Consider the following 1119-nt stretch of genomic DNA (forward strand, 5'->3'; position numbering starts at 1 on the left):
CTTAGTTAGGTTGGGCGTGTCGGCTGTTAATCGTCGCTGGAATCTGTTAATTTTCAGGCGTGAATCCTGATGAACTCACCGAGACCAAAGCCGAGTTGGAAGCGTTCGTGGAGGACGTATTCGCGTCGCTTCCCCGGGCCGATCAACGCGGCAAAGGGAACCTGTATCTGCGCGGGCTGATGCTCGACGGGCGGCGGAAATCCATGCAACCCATGGGTGAGCGTCTCGGCGTGGATTACCAGCAGTTGCAACAGTTCGTGTCCTCGTCGCCGTGGAAAGTCGAGCCCGTGCGGCGGGTCCTGGTGCGCCGGGCGCTCCAGCTCATCAGCCCGGACGCGTGGGTGGTTGACGATACCGGCTTCAAGAAAGACGGGTCGTCCTCGCCGTGCGTGGCGAGGCAGTATTCCGGCACCCTGGGCAAGATCGGCAACTGCCAGATCGGAGTCAGCATCCACGCGGCGACCGATCAGGCATCGTGCCCGCTGAATTGGCGCCTCTACGTGCCTGGGGCCTGGGATGACACCTGCGCGGACACGAATGAGGAAGCCGCGCTGATCGCGGCCCGCCGGGCCAAGGCGCAGCTCCCGGACCTGCAACGCCACCGCACCAAATGGGCGATGGCGTTAGAGATGATCGATGAGCTCGCCGACTGGGGGCACCGACCGCCGGCTCTTGTCGGAGACGCCGGATACGGTGAGATCACCGCGTTCCGGTGCGGGCTGACCGAGCGACTCATTCCCTACATGGTCGCCGTGAAAGCTTCCACGAGTGCGTTCAGCGACGACGCGGCAACGGAGGTGCTCGAGTACTCCGGGCGCGGTCCCCGCCCGCACCAACGCCGCTACCTTGAGGCGCCCAGCTCCCTGAAGGACCTCGTCGTGAATGCCGGCCGGTCATCCCTCCACCAGGTCACCTGGCGGCACGGCACCAAGGCCACGCCGAACAACAAGCTCGCCTCGATGAAGTCCCGGTTCATCGCCCTCCGGGTCCGACCCGCGAACCGCGATCTGCCGCGCGGCGACGACGGCTCCCTTCCCGTGGAGTGGCTCCTCGCCGAATGGCCCACCGGGGCGCCGGCCCCGACCGATTACTGGCTCTCCACCCTGCCGGACACGACCC

General features: G+C 65.8%; 1 protein-coding gene. It reads left to right on the forward strand.

Annotation, left to right across the window (positions count from 1 at the left end; all coding sequences use genetic code 11):
- Positions 1-59: 59 nt before the first annotated feature.
- The coding region (locus tag E3T37_RS15230; RefSeq protein ID WP_134368123.1) for an IS701 family transposase at positions 60-1119 on the forward strand (1060 nt) is incomplete at its 3' end.

The organism is Cryobacterium sp. TMT2-10 (assembly GCF_004403075.1).
Taxonomy (GTDB): Bacteria; Actinomycetota; Actinomycetes; order Actinomycetales; family Microbacteriaceae; genus Cryobacterium; species Cryobacterium shii.